The sequence below is a fragment of the Magnetospirillum sp. XM-1 genome, assembly GCF_001511835.1.
GTDB lineage: Bacteria > Pseudomonadota > Alphaproteobacteria > Rhodospirillales > Magnetospirillaceae > Phaeospirillum.
On record NZ_LN997848.1, the window covers coordinates 1,523,150 to 1,538,491 of the forward strand.

Consider the following 15,342-nt stretch of genomic DNA (forward strand, 5'->3'; position numbering starts at 1 on the left):
TGTTCTCTTCCGTAGGCTGTGGCGAAAAGGGTAGGGCGGCGCCGTTAAGATCGGCTTAAGCCAAGGCCCCGCTCCGTGCTAGAAAGCGGCCATGACCCCCGACGAAATCCTTTCCCGCGTGCTCTACAAGGACCAGGACGTCATCGTGCTGGATAAGCCCGCCGGGCTGGCGGTGCATGCCGGCCCCAACTCGCCCGACCACCTGGAACTCTATCTCGATGCGCTGCGCTTCGGCTGGGCCGAGGTGCCGAAGCTCGCCCACCGCCTGGACCGCGACACTTCGGGCTGCCTGATTCTGGGACGCCACGCCAAGGCCATCAAGCGCCTGGGCAAGATGTTCGAACAGCGCCGGGTGGAGAAAGTATACTGGTCGGTCAGTCATGGAACGCCCGACGGCGACAGCGGCACGGTGGACGCCCCGCTGCTGAAAGTGTCGGCACGCGGCCAGGGCTGGCGCATCAGAGTCGATCCGGCGGGGCAGCCTTCTGTAACCGACTGGTCGGTATTGGGGCGGGGCGACGGCCTTTCCTGGATCGAGTGGCGGCCCAGGACCGGCCGCACCCATCAGATCCGCATCCACGCCCAGCATCTGGGCTGCCCGCTGCTGGGCGATGCCTATTACGGTCCCGACCCGGAGACCCAGACGCGGCTGCATCTGCTGGCCCGCGAGGTGTCGTTTCCGGCGCTCGCACCCAGCAAGGAACCCATCCGGGTGATGGCTCCGCCGCCCGCCCATATGGTCGAGGCGTTGGGCAAATGCGGGTGGGATCAATCCTCCTGAAGGTCGCTTTCGAAACTGCGCCCGGCATAGGCGATAGCGACCATCTCCACCGTATCGGCGACGACCCGAAAGGCTATGGTGACGCGGCGCTCGAAGCCGATGGTGCGCAGGCCCGGGACGATGTCGTCGCGGCGGGTGCCGCGCTCGGGGAAGGTCAGCAGGCTCAGGCAGGCATGTTCGATGCGGTCGAGATAGGCCCCGGCGCGAGCTGGTCCCGAAGTCTCGGCGATAAAGCGGAAGAGTGATGACAGGTCGCTTTCCGCCGTGGCGCGGAAGACGAGTCTGCGTGTCACCGGCCTTGTCCGCGCAGCCTGGCGAAGACGTCCTCGGCCGGGATGCTGGGGCGGTTGTCGGCCAGGGAGGCTTCCACCTTGCGGCGTAGGATTTCGTCCAGCGCCGCCTCTTCCCGGTCAAGCGCCCGCAGGGCGGCGCGCATGACCTCGCTGGCCGAGCCGTAGGCTCCTGAGGCAAGGCGCGCCTCGAGAGCCGCCTGTTGCGGTCCCAGGGTCACGGTGATGGGTTTGCTGCTGCGCATAATGAATATTACACTGTCATATCGGGGGAGAATCTTCAAGACGCGGCCTTGGACCGGGAGACGCATCTCCCTATAGTACCCGTCATGAGCCGTCCGCTGCCCTTCGATTTCATGGAACGTCCGCCTCTGCCCGAGGGCGATGTGGAGTTCAAGCTGGTGTCCGACTACCGGCCCTCGGGCGACCAGCCCCAGGCCATCGCCGAGCTGTCGGCGGGGGTGGAGGCGGACGAGCGCGATCAGGTGCTGCTGGGGGTCACCGGCTCGGGCAAGACCTTCACCATGGCCCACGTCATCGCCAAGACGAAGCGGCCGGCCCTGGTCCTGGCCCCCAACAAGACCCTGGCCGCCCAGCTTTACGCCGAGATGAAGGGGTTCTTCCCCGACAACGCGGTGGAGTATTTCGTCTCCTATTACGACTACTACCAGCCCGAAGCCTATATCCCGCGCACCGACACCTATATCGAGAAGGATTCGGCGGTGAACGAGCAGATCGACCGCATGCGCCACGCGGCGACGCGGTCCCTGCTCGAACGGCGCGACGTGATCCTGGTGGCCTCGGTGTCGTGTATCTACGGCATCGGCTCGGTGGAATCCTACGCCCGCATGACCGTGGCACTGAAGGTGGGTGAAAGCATCGACCGCGCCGACCTCCTGAAGCGACTGGTGGAACTGCAATACACCCGCAACGACGCCGCCTTCGAGCGCGGCACCTTCCGGGTGCGGGGCGACGCGGTGGAGATCTTCCCCGTCCACTACGAGGATCGCGCCTGGCGCCTGTCCCTGTTCGGCGACGAGATCGAGGCCATCCACGAGTTCGATCCGCTGACGGGCGAGAAGACCTGCTCGCTGTCCGAGGTCACCGTCTACCCCTCCAGCCACTACGTCACGCCGCGTCCGACCATCACCCAGGCCATCAAGGGCATCAAGGCCGAGTTGAAGGAGACGCTGGAGCGCTTTCACGCCGAGGGCAAGCTCTTGGAGGCCCAGCGCCTGGAGCAGCGCACCAATTTCGACCTGGAGATGCTGGAGACCACCGGCCACTGCAAGTCCATCGAGAACTATTCCCGCTACCTCACCGGGCGCAAGCCCGGCGACCCGCCGCCCACCCTGTTCGAATACCTCCCCGAGGACGCCCTGCTGATCGTCGACGAAAGCCACGTCACCGTGCCGCAGATCGGCGGAATGTACCGGGGCGACTATAACCGCAAGAGCGTGCTGGCCGAATTCGGCTTCCGCCTGCCGTCGTGCATCGACAACCGGCCGCTGAAGTTCGAGGAATGGGAACTGATGCGGCCCCAGACCGTCTACGTCTCGGCCACCCCCGGCCCCTGGGAGATGGAGCGCACCGGCGGCGTGTTCACCGAGCAGGTGATCCGCCCCACCGGCCTGATCGATCCCGTCTGCATCGTGCGCCCCGTCGAGCATCAGGTGGACGATCTGCTGGCCGAGGTCCGCCAGATGGCCCGCCTGGGCAACCGCACCCTGGTCACCACGCTGACCAAGCGCATGGCCGAGGATCTGACCGAGTACATGCACGACAACGGCGTGCGGGTGCGCTACCTGCATTCCGACATCGACACGCTGGAGCGCATCGAGATCATCCGCGACCTGCGTCTGGGCGCCTTCGACGTGCTGGTGGGCATCAACCTGCTGCGCGAAGGCCTCGACATTCCCGAATGCGCCCTGGTGGCCATCCTCGACGCCGACAAGGAAGGCTTCCTCCGGTCCAAGACCTCGCTGATCCAGACCATCGGGCGGGCCGCGCGCAATATCGACGGCCGCGTCATCCTTTACGCCGACAAGATGACCGAAAGCCTGGAATACGCCCTGGCCGAGACCAACCGCCGCCGCGAGAAGCAGCAGGCCTACAACACCGAGCACGGCATCACGCCCGAAGGCATCCGCAAGGCGGTGTCCGATGTGATGGAAAGCGTCTACGAGGCCGATTACGTCACGGTGGGCACCGGCGAATCCGGCATCAAGCACGGGGTCGGGCACAACCTGGCCTCGGTCAAGGCCGACATCGAAAAGCGCATGAAGGCCGCCGCCGCCGACCTGGAATTCGAGGAGGCCGCCCGGCTCAGGGATGAATTGCGCCGCCTCGAAGCCCTGGATCTGGGGATCGAGGTGGACCTGGGCAGCAAAGGCAGGCCGCGTCCCACCGGCAAGCCCAAGGGAAAGGGACGGCGGCGCTAGTTGTTGTGGAAACTACCCATCGGTTAGGGGGACGAAGCCATTCTACTCTGTTAGAGTAATGTGGAGGATGGGGCCGGCCATTGCGCCGGCAGGGAAGGAGCCTAGCGAAGCTCATGGAGCGGATCGGAAAATACGTCATTCATACGGCGGTGGTGACCACGGGCGCCGCCCGGATTTTGTTGTGTCACGATCCGGATCTGCAGATTCCGGTGGCGGTCAAGCTGTTCGACCCCAAGCCGGGCGACGACGGCCCGCTGAGCCCCGCGCAGCAGCTGACCCGCTTTCTGACCGAGGCCCGCACGCTCGCTTCCTTCGACCATCCCTATATCGTCGGCGTCAAGACGCTGGAGCATCTGGCCGACGGCCGGCCCTTTTTCGTCATGCCCTACATGGCGGCCCATCTGCCCTACGAGATCGGCAAGGAATTCGCCTCGGCCGAGGAGGCGGCGGCCGCGCCGGAACGCGACCGGCCGCGCCGCGCGAGCGGCCAGCGGGCCATGCTGGTGATGAAGCAGCTGTCGTCGGCGGTGCTGGCGCTGCACAAGCGCGGCATCGTCCACCGGGCCTTGAAGCCGTCCAACATCTTGCTGACCGCCACCCAGAACGGGGCGGTGAAGCTGTGTGATTTCGCCCTGATCAAGCTGGCGGAAAAGAACCTGCCGCTGCCCGACCATTGGATGGGCGACGTCGCCTATACCGCGCCCGAGCAGCGCGAGAACGCCACCGCCGTCGGCCCGCGCGCCGACGTCTATTCCCTGGGCGTGCTGGCCTATCGCCTGCTGGTGGGCACGCTGCCCGATCCGGCGGCCGGAGCGGCGGTGCTGGGCGGCGGCTTCCCGCCCGAGTTGATCAATCTGGTTGCCGCCTGCACCGATCCCGAGCCTGAGCGCCGTCCGCTGCATGCGGGTGAGGTGCTGGGCGGGCTCGACCGCGTGCCGCCCCCGTCGCGGCCGAATGTGGCCAAGCCGGTGGTTCAGGTGGTGGCCAAGCCGCGCGTCGCTTCGGCGGTGGCCGCCGAGTCCTGATGGCCGATACCCTGCTTTCGCCCCGGCTTCCCCGCGCCGCCCTGGTTACCGGGGGCGGAAGGCGGATCGGCCGCGCCATCGCCCTGGACCTTGCCCGCCAGGGCTTCGCCGTGGCGGTCCATTGCCGCCGTTCCATGGCCGAGGCTGACGGGGTGGCGGCGGAGATTCAGGCCATGGGCGGGCGGGCGGTGGTCCTGGCCGCCGACCTGGAATGCGAGGATCAGGTGCGGGTCCTGATCGGGCGGGCCGAGGCGGGGCTGGGGCCGCTGGGCCTTCTGGTCAACAACGCCTCGGTGTTCGAGAAGGACGACGCCCTGGGGGCGGATCGGGCCAGTTGGGACCTTCACATGGAGGTCAACCTGCGGGCGCCCTTCGTGCTGACCCAGGATTTCGCCCGCCGGCTGCCCCAGGCGGCCGAGGGGCTGGTGGTCAACCTGCTGGACCAGCGGGTTTGGAACCTGCCCCCCCATTTCACCAGCTATACCCTGTCCAAGGCCGCCCTGTGGGCGGCGACCCAGACCCTGGCCCTGGCTTTGGCCCCTCGCATCCGCGTGGTGGGAATCGGACCCGGCCCGGCGCTGCCCAGCGCGCGGCAGACCGACGCCCAGTTTGCCGCCCAGGTGGCGGGGCTGCCCCTGGAGCGGGGGACCTCGCCGGACGAGGTCTGCCGGACGCTGCGCTTCCTGCTGGCCACGCCGTCCATCACCGGTCAGATGATCGCTTTGGATGGCGGACAGCACCTGGGGTGGTCGACCTTTGGTGATACGCCGGAAGAATAGGCCCGACGGTTTGCTGCGTTGCGAGGCGTGAGTCTTTTGAACCGGTTCCGCAACGGTCCAGGCATAGCCTGGGACTCTGCCCTGAAAGTCGAATAGGTTAAGTTGTTCACAGGCGTTAACGCCCCGGCGGGGCTGCCAAGCGGTCCTGGTTTTGTCCAGGGAAAAAAGCCAATATTTGCTGATTGTTTACACTTGACTTGGTTAACCCATTGAAAAATAACGAGACAGTCGGCATGCTCACAAATTGGGCAAAGTGCTCACACCCCAGGAGACTCAAGGGGGCGGACCGTGCCTGACGAACTTGCCAACAGACTTATCCACAGCTTTCGTGGATATCCCGCAACGCAAGGAAAATCGATTCGTCCCTGCGTAATGGATAGGCGAAACCCCTGCCGCCGGTCTGTGGGAGGCGCGCCGTGACCGAAGCCGACAGCCCCGCCGCCCCCCTCGCCCGTGGGGTGGAGGTTATCGCCCAGGTGGTGGCGACCCTGCCCGGAACCCCCGGGGTCTATCGCATGCTCAACGGCAAGGGCGACGTCCTTTACGTGGGCAAGGCCAAAAGCCTGAAGAAGCGGGTGGTGGCCTATACCCGCCCCGATCGCATGCCGCTCCGCATCCAGCGGATGATCGCCGAGACGGCGTCCATGGAGGTGGTGACCACGCGGACCGAGGTCGAGGCGCTGTTGCTGGAAAGCAACCTGATCAAGAGCCTGGGGCCGCGCTACAACATCCTTCTGAAGGACGACAAGAGCTTTCCCCACATTCTGATCACCGCCGACCACGACTGGCCGCAGGTGCTGAAGCACAGGGGTGCCCGCAACCGCAAGGGCGAGTATTTCGGCCCCTTCGCCTCGGCCGGCGCGGTCAACCAGACGCTGGCGGCGCTGCAGCGGGCCTTCCTGTTGCGCTCGTGCTCGGATTCGGTGTTTTCGTCGCGCACCCGGCCCTGCCTGCTGTTCCAGATCAAGCGCTGCTCCGCGCCTTGCGTCGAGCGCATCGCCCCGGGCGAGTATCTGGCGCTGGTCGAGGAGGCCCGGGCCTTCCTGTCGGGCCAAAGCCGGCGCATCCAGAACGATCTCACCAATCGCATGTCGGCGGCGGCCGAGGCCATGGAATACGAGAAGGCGGCGGTGTTCCGCGACCGCATCCGGGCGCTGGCCCGCATCCAGGCGCATCAGGACATCAATCCCGCCGACGTCGAGGAAGCCGACGTGGTGGCGCTGCACCAGGCCGGCGACGGGGTGTGCATCCAGGTGTTCTTCTTCCGCTCGGGCTGCAATTACGGCAGCCGGGCCTATTTCCCCGTCCACGCCCAGGGCGAGGAGGCGCCCGAGATCATGGCGGCCTTCCTGGGCCAGTTCTACGCCGACAAGATGCCACCTAAGGAGATCCTGCTGTCGCTGGACCCCGCCGAGACCGCCATCGTCGCCCAGGCCCTGTCGGAGAAGGCGGGGCGCAAGGTGGTCTTGAGCGTGCCGAAGCGCGGCGACCGCAAACGGCTGGTCGAGCATGCGCTCGACAACGCCCGCGACGCCCTGGGGCGGCGCATGGCGGAAAGCGGGGCGCAGCGAAAGCTGCTCGAAGGCGTGGCCGAGGTCTTCGGGCTGGAGGCGGCGCCCGAACGCATCGAGGTCTACGACAATTCCCACATCCAGGGCTCGGACGCGGTCGGCGCGATGATCGTCGCCGGCCCCGACGGGCTGATGAAATCGGCCTATCGCAAGTTCAACATTCGCTCGGCCGAACTGACCCCCGGCGACGATTTCGGCATGATGCGCGAGGTGCTGACCAGGCGCTTCGCCCGCGCCCAGAAGGAGGACCCCGACCGCGACCGGGGGCTGTGGCCCGATCTGGCCCTGATCGACGGTGGCAAGGGCCAGCTCAACGCGGCGCTCGGCGTGCTGGAGGAGTTGGGCATCGACGACGTCGCCCTGGTGGGCATCGCCAAGGGGCCCGACCGCAATGCCGGCCGCGAGCGGTTCTTCCTGGCGGGCAAGGAACCCATCAGCCTGGAGCCGCGCCACCCGGTGCTCTATTTCCTGCAGCGCCTTCGGGACGAGGCGCACCGCTTCGCCATCGGCACCCACCGGGCCAAGCGCTCCAAGGGGCTGGTGCAGTCCACCCTGGACGCCCTGCCCGGCATTGGCCCGAAGCGCAAGAAGGCGCTGCTGCACCATTTCGGCTCGGCTAAGGCCGTGGCCGAGGCCGGGCTGCCCGACCTGGAAAGCGTCGAGGGAATCAGCCACGCCATGGCCAAAAAGATTCATGACTACTTCCATCCCGAGGGTTAGTATTCGCCCGCCATGCTGACCAGCCTTCCCAACCTGCTGACTCTTTCGCGGATCGTCGTGATCCCGCTGGTGGTCGGGCTGTTCTATGTGGAAGGCGACGCCGCCCGCTGGGCCGCCTGCGCCCTGTTCGTGGCCGCCGCCGTCACCGACTGGTTCGACGGCTATCTGGCGCGGTCGTGGAATCAGGTCTCCAGGTTCGGCCGCTTCCTCGACCCCATCGCCGACAAGCTGCTGGTGGCCTCGGTGCTGTTCATGCTGGCCGCCTTCGATCGCCTCAGCACCGTGTCGTTCCTGCCCGCTTTGATCATCGTGCTGCGCGAGATCCTGGTGTCGGGCCTGCGCGAGTTCCTGGCCGAGGTCCGCGTCAGCATGCCGGTGTCGCGTCTGGCCAAGTGGAAGACCGGCATCCAGATGACCGCCATTCCGGTGCTGCTGGTGGGCGACGCCGCCGCCTTCATGCCCACCCGCCAGCTGGGCGAGGTGGGGCTGTGGATCGCCGCCATCCTGACCATCATCACCGGCTGGGACTACCTGCGGTCCGGCATGCGGCACATGGGGGAATCGGCGGAATGAGGGTGTTCGGCATCGCGGGACGCTCCGGGATGGGCAAGACCTCGCTGATCATCCGTCTGGTTCCCTGGTTCCGGGCCAAGGGCGTCACCATCTCCACCGTCAAGCAGGCGCACGAGGCCTTCGACGTGGACAAGAAGGGCAAGGATTCGTACGAGCATCGCGAGGCCGGCGCGTCCGAGGTGATGATCGCCTCGGCCCGGCGCTGGGCGCTGATGCACGAGTATCGCGACGAGCCCGAATACACCATGGACCAGCTGCTGGCCCGCATGAGCAAGGTGGGTCTGGTGCTGGTGGAGGGCTTTCGCCAGTGGCCGCATCCGCGCCTGGAAGTCTGGCGGGAAGAAGGCGGCAAGCCGCCCTTCTGGCCCGAGGACGACCGCATGTGCGCTCTGGTCAGCGACCGCAAGGTGGCCGCGTGCCCGCTGCCTCAGTTGAATCTGGACGACACCGACGCCATCGGCGCCATGATCTGCGAGAGGGTGGGGCTGTGACCGACCGTTTCGTCCCGGACAAGGACATGATGACCGTCGCCGAGGCGCTGGCCCGGCTGGACGCGCGCCTGTCCCCGGTTGTCGGGACCGAGGAGCTTGGCCTGCACCACGCCCTGGGCCGCATCCTGGCCGAGGATGTGGTGTCTTCGGTCAACGTGCCGCCCCACGACAATTCGGCGGTGGACGGCTGGGCCTTTTGCCGCGCCGATTTGCCCGCCGACGGGTGTCTGCCGGTGGTGGGCCGCGTCGCCGCCGGCCATCCCCTGGACGGGCCACTGCCCCGGGTGAGCGCGGTGCGCATCTTCACCGGCGCGCCGCTGCCCGAAGGCGCCGATACCGTCGCCATGCAGGAGGATTGCAAGGACCAAGGCGAGTCGGTGGTGCTGCCCATCCGGCTGTCCGAGGGCGACAACGCGCGGGCCGCCGGCGAGGACATCGCCAAGGGCGCGGTGGTGCTGCATGCCGGCACGCGGCTCAGGCCGCAGGAACTGGGCGTGGCGGCGGCCACCGGGCGTTCCTCGCTCAAGGTCTACCGACCCCTCAAGGCCGCCGTGTTCTCCACCGGCGACGAGATCCGGGACCCCGGCACCGAGCTTGCCCCCGGCTGCATCTACGACACCAACCGCTTCACCGCTTCGGGCCTGCTGCGCGCGCTGGGCGCCGAGGTTACCGATCTCGGCATCCTGCCTGACCGTTTTGAGACCATCCGCGACGCCCTGGCCGAAGCCGCCCGTTCCCACGACCTGATCCTCACCTCCGGCGGCGTGTCGGTGGGCGACGAGGACCATGTGAAGCCCGCCGTGCTGGCGCTGGGCTCGCTGGATTTCTGGCGTCTGGCCATCAAGCCCGGCCGTCCGGTGGCGCTGGGTGAGGTGGCGGGCACCCCCTTCGTCGGACTGCCCGGCAATCCGGTGGCGGTGATGGTCACCTTCATGGCCATCGCCCGGCCCATGGTGCTGCGCCTGATGGGGGCCGCCCAGACCGCTCTGCCCCGCTATTCGGTGGAAGCCGGCTTCGCCTTCAAGCACAAGCCGGGGCGGCGCGAATACCTGCGGGCGCGGCTCGCCCACATGGACGGGCGGCTGGTGGCGGCCAAGTTCACCTCGGACGGATCGGGCGTGCTGACCTCTATGACCTGGTCGGACGGGCTGGTGGACGTGCCCGAGGACAGGGGCGACATCGCGCCGGGCGAGATGGTGGATTTCCTCTCCTATGCGGACATGATGCGATGAAGGTGCTGTATTTCGCTTGGCTGAAGGCCAAGACCGGCGTCGGCGAGGAGGATGTCGCTCCCCCGGACGGCGTCGCCAATGTCGGACAGCTGGTCGACTTCCTGAAAACCCGCTCGCCCGGCCATGCGGCCGCCTTCGAGGCCATGGGCGTGGTGCGCGTCGCCGTGAATCAGGATTACGGCAATCTCGACACCCCGGTGAAGATGGGTGACGAGGTGGCGTTCTTTCCGCCGGTGACCGGAGGCTAGGTCGGGAAGCGGGGCTGCCGCCCCGGCCCCGCTTGGAGGCGATGCCTCCAAACCTCCATTTTATTTATGAATCAAAGGGGGTTCGGGGCATCGCCCCGAATGGGTTCGGGCGATAGCCCGACATCCTGAAGGAGAGCGAGAATGATCCGTGTCCAACGCGAGGATTTCGACCCCGGCGCCGAGCTGGCCCGCTTCTCTTCCGGCAAGACCAATGTGGGCGGCGTCTGCCTGTTCGTCGGGCTGGTGCGCGATTACATGGGCCACGATCCGGCCAGCGGCGCGGCGGTCAACGCCATGACGCTGGAACACTATCCCGGCATGACCGAGCGCCAGCTGGAAGCCATCGAGGCCGAGGCGCGCTCGCGCTGGCCGCTTGACGACGCCCTGGTGATCCACCGTTTTGGGCGGCTGGAGCCGGGCGAGCGCATCGTGCTGGTGGCCGCCTCGTCGGCGCACCGCGACGCGGCCTTCGAAGCCTGCCGCTTCCTCATCGACTGGCTGAAGACCAAGGCGCCGTTCTGGAAGGTGGAGCATACCCCGCAAGGGGATGCCTGGGTTGACGCCAAGGAATCCGACGATGCGGCGGCGTCGCGCTGGGATCAGGCAAAGCCCTGATTTCTTGGGGCAAAACAGTGAGGGGCCGGCGGCCCCAGGTCAAGCTTAATTCGCTTTTACCTTTTGTTAACCTCTTTGCCTGTGCTAAAATGGCGGCCTGTAATCCACAGGTTCCGTCATGTCCGACTTGATCCGCCAATCCGTTTCATGGCCTTACGTCCACGGCGCCCGCAGTTACTCCCGCGTCACCCAATTGGCGCGTTCGGGCGGTGGCGAAGCGTCGGAAAAGACGGAAGAGACGGATCGTCCTCAGGCCAAGGCAGAGGCGGGCAAGAGTGAAGGCGCCTCCGCGGTCCGGCGTGGCGGGGTGCTGGACCTTTCCGTCTGACCCTGTCGACCTGAGCAAAAGCCCCATCCCGGTTCCCCCCGGGATGGGGCTTTTGCTTTGGGCGGGTGGCGTTACCGCCCCTTCTTTCCCTTGCCCTTGGGGGCGGGCGCCGGCTTGGCCGTGCCCGCCTTCCTCAGGCGGGTATCCGGGCCAATGGGGCAGTGGCGGTTGATCTCGTCCATCCGGGCCCGGTAGAGGTCGAGGTAATCGGGACGCGACAGCAATTCCACTTCGTCACTGTCGAGGTCGGTGCCGACCTCGTCGTAGATGTCCATGTTGGCGAGGTCGGGAACCGGAATGCGGTCGGCCAGGAAGTCGTTCCACATGCCTTCCAGCAGATTGTCCAGATGGGTCACCAGCTTGTCGGTGTCGAACAGGTCGCAGGTGGCGCGGTTGGCCGCCAGCCTGTCGCGGTAGCCGGCCAGCAGGCGCTTGTCGTTGCCCAGCTCCACCGCCTTTTCCACGTATTCGTCGAAGGTGGTGCAGACCAGTTCCTCGAGCCCGGCGGCGGTGGCCAGGCTGCCGCAGACGCGCGACGCGAAGCCGCGCCCGGCCACGGTCAGCACCGGAACGCCCATCCACAGCGCGTCCGACGCGGTGGTGTGGGCGCCGCAGGGCGAGGTGTCGAGGAACAGATCGGCCAGGGGATAGCGCGACAGGTGCTCGGCATTGATGATCTTGGGCGCGAAGATGATGCGGTCGGGGGTGACGCCGTGCTTGATGGCCTCCTGGCGCAGGTTCTCGTTGATGCGCTCGCTACCGTCCAGCAGCCACAGCACGCCGTTGGGAACGCGGCTAAGGATGTCCATGAAGCGGGCCCACATGGGGGCGGTGAACTTCTGCAGCCCGTTGAAGCCGCAGAACACGATGGCGTTGGCCGGCAGGCCCGCCGCCTCGCGCGTCCACTTGATGTCGGCCACCTGCCGGTTGCGGTCGTTGGGCTGGTAGCAGGGCAGCCGCACCACCTTCTCTGAGTAGTAGATCTCGTGATCGGGCGGAATGGTGAAGTCGTCGGCGATGATGTAGTCGTGGTAGGGCGTGCCCATGGAGCCGGGATAGCCCAGCCAGCTGACGGCCACCGGGGCCGGACGCATGGCCATGATGGCCGGGCGCGCCTCGCCGGTATAGCCGTTGAAATCGATCAGGATGTCGATGCCGTCGGCATGGATGCGCTTGGCCACGTCCTCGTCGGACATCTCCAGGATGTCGACCCAATGGTCGAAATCCTTCATCAGCTGGTTCTGGATGCGGTCCCCGGTGCGGCGCGAGCAGGAATAGGCGAAGACCTCGAAGCGCGAGCGGTCGTGCAGCTTGTACATCTCCGCCGTCAGGTAGCCGTGGGCATGCTCCTTGAAATAGGACGACAGGTAGGCGATGCGGATCTTGCGCTTGGGCCGCTTGGCCAGGGCGGCGCGGTGGCTGTCCTTGTCGAACAGCACCTTGGGCCGCCCGATCTTGGCCTTGTAGTACTTCCAGCCGCGCGCCAGGTGCAGCAGCGGGTCGTCGGTATGGAAGACCAGGCAATGGGGAGACATGGCCGAGAACAGCTGGCGCCGGGTGGTGCCGGGAATGCCGGTCAGCACCGGCCACTTGCACAGCTTCTGGCGGATGGCGATCCAATGCTGCATGGCGTCGGCGGGCTGGACCAGCTCGATGCACTGGCGCAACGCATCCTCGCCCGATTCCTCCAGCGAGGTGTGTTCGAGCACGCGGCCGATCTGCTTCAAGGCCGAGACCTTGAAGTTCACCGTGTCGCCGGTGACGCCGGGCAGCTGGTTGACCAGCCCCAGCCACTGGGTCACGGCGTCGGGGACGCGGCCCAGGCGCTCGTAGGTGCTGCCCAGGTTGATGTGGGCGGGGTAGAAATCCTGCTTCAGGGCGATGGCGGCGCTGAACGCCTGCACGGCGGCTTCGTGGTCGTTGAACTTGTTCAGCAGCACGCCGAGATTGTACTGGATGGCGTAGGCCAGCGGGTTCTGGCCGTTGTATTGCAGCCAGGTGCGGTAGAGGCCAAGCGCGTCGGCGTCGGCGCCCTGCTGGGCCAGGCTGTCGGCGGCGGCGATGACGCGGGTGGCTTCGATCTTGCCGGACGCGATCTGTTGCATGACCTCGGCCATGACGTTGCTCATCAACCGTTCTCCGTGTCAGGGGCGGGCCACATGCGAGTGTCCGCCGGGATGGGGTAAAGGTGGTCGAGCGCGGCGAGGCCCTTGCGCCAGCGGGCGAAGTACTCGTCTTCCGGAACGAAATCCACGACTTCCACGGGGTGTTCGACGCCGACGTCCATATAGGTGTCGAGGTTGCGCAGGTCGGGGCAGGGCAGGCGTCCGGACCTGAAATCGTCCCACATCTCGGCAAACAAACCCTCCAGCCGGCTGACCAGAAGATTGGTGTCGAACATCACCGCGTTGGGCTTGGCGTCGCGCAACTGCTTGCGGTAGGCCTGCAGCTTCGCGGGGTCGTGGCCCAGCGCGATGGCTGTCTCCACGTATTGTTCGGGGGTCGAGCACACCAGTTCCGGCAGGCCCGCCGAACGCAACAGCGAGCCGGCGACGCGCGACGCGAAGCTGTGGCCCGACAGGGTCAGGATCGGCACGCTCATCCACAGGGCGTCCGACGCGGTGGTGTGGGCGCCATAGGGGAAGGTGTCGAGGAACAGGTCGGCGAGCGTCATGCGGGCCAGATGCTCGGGGCTGGGCAGCCGGCGGCCGAAGATCAGGCGTTCGCTCTCGATGCCGCACTGGCGGGCATGGGCGCGCAGGCGCTCCTGGACCTCGTCGCTGGTTTCCAGCAGCCACAGCACGCTGCCCGGCACCGCCGCCAGAATGGCGACCCAGCGCTCGAACATCAGCCGCGTGATCTTCTGCTGGCTGTTGAAGCAGCAATAGATCATTCCCTCTTCCGGCAAACCGGCCTCGGCGCGGCTGGGCGGCTGGACGGCCACCGCCCGCTGGCGGTCGTTGGCCTGGTAGCAGGGCAGACGCATGACCTTTTCCGAGCAGTACATGTCGCGGCCGGGCGGAATGATCCAGTCGTCGGCGATGATGTAATGGTGGTAGGCCGTGCCCATGGTGCCGGGATAGCCCAGCCAGTTGACGTTGATGGGGGCCGGGCGCATGCCGAACAGCTTGGTCCGGGCGCCCTTGGTATGGCCGTTCAGGTCCACCAGGATGTCGATGCCGTCGTCGCGGATGCGCTGGGCCGCCGCGTCGTCGTTCATGCCGGTGATGTCGAGCCAGTGGTCGAAATCGCCGCGGATGCGCTGCTTTAACGGGTCCTCGCCGGCGGGGCCGCAGTAATAGGCGAAGATTTCCACCTTGGAACGGTCGTGCAGGGCGAAGATTTCGGCGATCAGATAGCCCACCGCATGGGCTTTCAAATCCGATGACACATAGCCGATCTTGAGGCGGGTCCGGTCGGCGCGGTCTTCCGGCCGGATTTCGGGCAGGCGGGCAATGCGCCGACCGAACATCTTGTTGCTGTGCTCCCAGGCCGAAGCCAGGTGCAGCAGCGGGTCGTCGGTATAGGACGACAGCGACAGCGGGCTGAAATTGCGCATCTGGGTCAGGTGGTCCATGCCCTCGAAGGGCACCACCACCGGCCAGCGGCACTGGGCCATGCGCCCGGCCAGCATGTGCTCGGCGTTCTCGCGCTGGGTGTTGTCCAGCTCCAGGCTCTGGCGCAGGGTGTCCTCGGCGGCGACGGATTGCTGGCGGTCCTGCAGCACCCGGGCAATCTGCTTCAAGGCCGTGGCCTTCATGCGGACGGCATGGCCGGTCACCTGGGACAGCCGGCTGACCAGCCTGTTCCAGGTCTCCACCGCCCCATCGGGCGAGCCCAGCGCCTCGTTGGCACCGCCCAGGTTGATGTAGGCGGGATAGAAGTCCGGATTGTGCTCGATGGCCCGTTCCAGCGCCGCCTTGGCCTGATCGGGCTTGCCGCTCGCCGTGTGCAGCACCGCCTGGTTGAAGCAGGCGGCATAAAGCAGGTGATGATCCGGGTTGAGGCCGATCCACAGGTGATAAAGCTGCAACGCCTGTTCGACTGCGCCGCCACGATGCAGCGTGTCGGCGGCGCCGAACAACTCCTGCAGGGACAGGCGGCCCTCGGTCAGGGCCTTCACGGCGGACAGAAAGACTTCCTGGGTCATCGGACGTCCCATCGGGTTGGGTCAAATCGTCCCGGCGGCGTGCGAACGTGCCGGGGCCGACGTCCATAATGACCGCCCAATGGTTAACGGATTGATGC

General features: G+C 66.6%; 15 protein-coding genes. 11 read left to right on the top strand and 4 right to left on the bottom strand.

Annotated elements, in window-relative coordinates; translation table 11 throughout:
- Positions 1-91 precede the first annotated feature (91 nt).
- Positions 92-781: an RluA family pseudouridine synthase gene (locus XM1_RS07245; protein WP_068431980.1), complete on the top strand. Its 690-nt coding sequence runs from the start codon at positions 92-94 to the stop codon at positions 779-781.
- Here XM1_RS07245 and XM1_RS07250 read toward each other — a convergent pair.
- Both XM1_RS07250 and XM1_RS07255 read right to left on the bottom strand, forming a co-directional pair.
- Positions 769-1,074 (bottom strand): type II toxin-antitoxin system RelE/ParE family toxin, encoded by a 306-nt coding sequence (locus tag XM1_RS07250; RefSeq protein WP_068431983.1) that lies wholly within the window; start codon positions 1,072-1,074, stop codon positions 769-771. The two genes, XM1_RS07245 and XM1_RS07250, sit on opposite strands and share 13 nt — an antisense overlap.
- Positions 1,071-1,316 carry a type II toxin-antitoxin system ParD family antitoxin gene (locus XM1_RS07255; RefSeq protein ID WP_068431987.1) on the bottom strand — a complete coding sequence of 82 codons (246 nt, stop codon included), beginning with the start codon at positions 1,314-1,316 and terminating at the stop codon, positions 1,071-1,073. The genes XM1_RS07250 and XM1_RS07255 overlap by 4 nt, the downstream gene beginning before the upstream one ends.
- 84 nt (positions 1,317-1,400) lie before the next feature.
- Between XM1_RS07255 and uvrB the strand changes: the two genes are divergently transcribed.
- The 10 genes from uvrB to XM1_RS23125 all read left to right on the top strand — a co-directional run bounded on the left by uvrB (position 1,401) and on the right by XM1_RS23125 (position 11,094).
- A complete protein-coding gene (uvrB, locus tag XM1_RS07260; RefSeq protein ID WP_068431991.1) occupies positions 1,401-3,512 on the top strand; it encodes an excinuclease ABC subunit UvrB in 2,112 nt (703 codons plus the stop codon).
- Positions 3,513-3,625: 113 nt separating this feature from the next.
- Entirely contained in the window at positions 3,626-4,537 is a 912-nt protein-coding gene (locus XM1_RS07265; protein WP_068431995.1) for a serine/threonine-protein kinase, read from the top strand.
- Positions 4,537-5,316 (top strand): SDR family oxidoreductase, encoded by a 780-nt coding sequence (locus tag XM1_RS07270; protein WP_068431998.1) that lies wholly within the window; start codon positions 4,537-4,539, stop codon positions 5,314-5,316. Before XM1_RS07265 ends, XM1_RS07270 begins: the two co-directional genes overlap by 1 nt.
- A gap of 416 nt (positions 5,317-5,732) precedes the next feature.
- Complete coding sequence (gene uvrC, locus XM1_RS07275; RefSeq protein ID WP_068432001.1) at positions 5,733-7,607, top strand: excinuclease ABC subunit UvrC; 1,875 nt, start codon at positions 5,733-5,735, stop codon at positions 7,605-7,607.
- Between the two features lie 12 nt (positions 7,608-7,619).
- Positions 7,620-8,180, top strand: a complete 561-nt coding sequence (pgsA, locus tag XM1_RS07280; protein WP_068432004.1) for a CDP-diacylglycerol--glycerol-3-phosphate 3-phosphatidyltransferase — start codon at positions 7,620-7,622, stop codon at positions 8,178-8,180.
- A complete protein-coding gene (mobB, locus tag XM1_RS07285) occupies positions 8,177-8,671 on the top strand; it encodes a molybdopterin-guanine dinucleotide biosynthesis protein B (protein ID WP_068432007.1) in 495 nt (164 codons plus the stop codon). The genes pgsA and mobB overlap by 4 nt, the downstream gene beginning before the upstream one ends.
- Positions 8,668-9,903, top strand: a complete 1,236-nt coding sequence (gene glp, locus XM1_RS07290; protein WP_082700407.1) for a gephyrin-like molybdotransferase Glp — start codon at positions 8,668-8,670, stop codon at positions 9,901-9,903. Before mobB ends, glp begins: the two co-directional genes overlap by 4 nt.
- Positions 9,900-10,151 carry a molybdopterin converting factor subunit 1 gene (gene moaD, locus XM1_RS07295; protein ID WP_068432012.1) on the top strand — a complete coding sequence of 84 codons (252 nt, stop codon included), beginning with the start codon at positions 9,900-9,902 and terminating at the stop codon, positions 10,149-10,151. The genes glp and moaD overlap by 4 nt, the downstream gene beginning before the upstream one ends.
- Before the next feature lie 141 nt (positions 10,152-10,292).
- A complete protein-coding gene (locus XM1_RS07300; RefSeq protein ID WP_068432015.1) occupies positions 10,293-10,766 on the top strand; it encodes a molybdenum cofactor biosynthesis protein MoaE in 474 nt (157 codons plus the stop codon).
- A 118-nt stretch (positions 10,767-10,884) separates the two neighbouring features.
- Entirely contained in the window at positions 10,885-11,094 is a 210-nt protein-coding gene (locus XM1_RS23125; protein ID WP_082700408.1) for a hypothetical protein, read from the top strand.
- A 71-nt stretch (positions 11,095-11,165) separates the two neighbouring features.
- On the opposite strand, the gene XM1_RS07305 is transcribed toward XM1_RS23125, so the two are convergent.
- Positions 11,166-13,223 carry a tetratricopeptide repeat protein gene (locus XM1_RS07305; RefSeq protein WP_068432018.1) on the bottom strand — a complete coding sequence of 686 codons (2,058 nt, stop codon included), beginning with the start codon at positions 13,221-13,223 and terminating at the stop codon, positions 11,166-11,168.
- Positions 13,223-15,244 (bottom strand): tetratricopeptide repeat protein, encoded by a 2,022-nt coding sequence (locus XM1_RS07310; RefSeq protein WP_068432021.1) that lies wholly within the window; start codon positions 15,242-15,244, stop codon positions 13,223-13,225. The genes XM1_RS07305 and XM1_RS07310 overlap by 1 nt, the downstream gene beginning before the upstream one ends.
- Positions 15,245-15,342: the final 98 nt, after the last annotated feature.

What these genes read in the sequence shown, in the direction of transcription:
- XM1_RS07270 (WP_068431998.1), top strand. Translation starts at nt 4,537, where the DNA reads ATGGCCGATACCCTGCTTTCGCCCCGGCTTCCCCGCGCCGCCCTGGTT.
- XM1_RS07310 (WP_068432021.1), bottom strand. Translation starts at nt 15,244, where the DNA reads ATGACCCAGGAAGTCTTTCTGTCCGCCGTGAAGGCCCTGACCGAGGGC.
- pgsA (WP_068432004.1), top strand. Translation starts at nt 7,620, where the DNA reads ATGCTGACCAGCCTTCCCAACCTGCTGACTCTTTCGCGGATCGTCGTG.
- moaD (WP_068432012.1), top strand. Translation starts at nt 9,900, where the DNA reads ATGAAGGTGCTGTATTTCGCTTGGCTGAAGGCCAAGACCGGCGTCGGC.
- XM1_RS07300 (WP_068432015.1), top strand. Translation starts at nt 10,293, where the DNA reads ATGATCCGTGTCCAACGCGAGGATTTCGACCCCGGCGCCGAGCTGGCC.
- XM1_RS07255 (WP_068431987.1), bottom strand. Translation starts at nt 1,316, where the DNA reads ATGCGCAGCAGCAAACCCATCACCGTGACCCTGGGACCGCAACAGGCG.
- XM1_RS23125 (WP_082700408.1), top strand. Translation starts at nt 10,885, where the DNA reads ATGTCCGACTTGATCCGCCAATCCGTTTCATGGCCTTACGTCCACGGC.
- XM1_RS07245 (WP_068431980.1), top strand. Translation starts at nt 92, where the DNA reads ATGACCCCCGACGAAATCCTTTCCCGCGTGCTCTACAAGGACCAGGAC.
- XM1_RS07305 (WP_068432018.1), bottom strand. Translation starts at nt 13,223, where the DNA reads ATGAGCAACGTCATGGCCGAGGTCATGCAACAGATCGCGTCCGGCAAG.
- mobB (WP_068432007.1), top strand. Translation starts at nt 8,177, where the DNA reads ATGAGGGTGTTCGGCATCGCGGGACGCTCCGGGATGGGCAAGACCTCG.
- XM1_RS07265 (WP_068431995.1), top strand. Translation starts at nt 3,626, where the DNA reads ATGGAGCGGATCGGAAAATACGTCATTCATACGGCGGTGGTGACCACG.
- uvrB (WP_068431991.1), top strand. Translation starts at nt 1,401, where the DNA reads ATGAGCCGTCCGCTGCCCTTCGATTTCATGGAACGTCCGCCTCTGCCC.